The sequence below is a fragment of the Protofrankia sp. CiP1_Cm_nod2 genome (assembly GCF_920664355.1).
GTDB lineage: Bacteria > Actinomycetota > Actinomycetes > Frankiales > Frankiaceae > Protofrankia.
Map to the genome: position 1 here is coordinate 24,929 of NZ_CAKKTL010000066.1, position 619 is coordinate 25,547.

Consider the following 619-nt stretch of genomic DNA (forward strand, 5'->3'; position numbering starts at 1 on the left):
CCGCCTATGTTCCCTCGCCACACGTGTATCGGATTTGCGGGGGAACCATGCGTCTCGTTCATGCCGCCGACATTCATCTGGACAGCCCGCTGCGTGGTCTGGCGCGGCTGGATGACGACGACCTTGCTCACCTGCTGCGCCAGGCGACCCGTCGCGCGCTGGAGAACCTCGTCGCGTTCACGGTCGACCAGCGGGCGGACGCGCTGCTGCTGGCCGGCGACATCTACGACGGCAACTGGCGGGACTACGCGACCGGCAGGTGCTTCGTCGACCAGATGGCGCGCCTCGACGACGCGGGCATCCCCGTCTTCATGATCTCGGGTAACCACGACGCGGAGAGCGAGATCACCCGGGCCCTCGTCCTGCCGCCGAACGTCACGGTCTTCGGGTCCGAGGCCCCGGGCACCCAGGTCCACGATGATCTCGGGCTGGCGGTGCACGGCCAGAGCTATCCCACCCGTGCGGTGCTCGACAACCTGGTCCGCGCCTATCCGGACCCGATCCGCGGCCTGGTCAACGTGGGGCTCCTGCACACCGCGGTCAGCGGTGCGGACGGCCATGCCCCCTACGCTCCGTGCACACCCGAGGACCTGGCCCGCATGCGCTACGACTACTTCGC

Annotated in this window: 1 protein-coding gene; it reads left to right on the top strand. The window is 68.8% G+C overall.

Annotation, left to right across the window (positions count from 1 at the left end; genetic code table 11):
- Positions 1-47: 47 nt before the first annotated feature.
- A partial coding sequence (locus NBW84_RS09900; RefSeq protein WP_250283850.1) for a metallophosphoesterase family protein occupies positions 48-619 on the top strand: 572 nt, incomplete at its 3' end.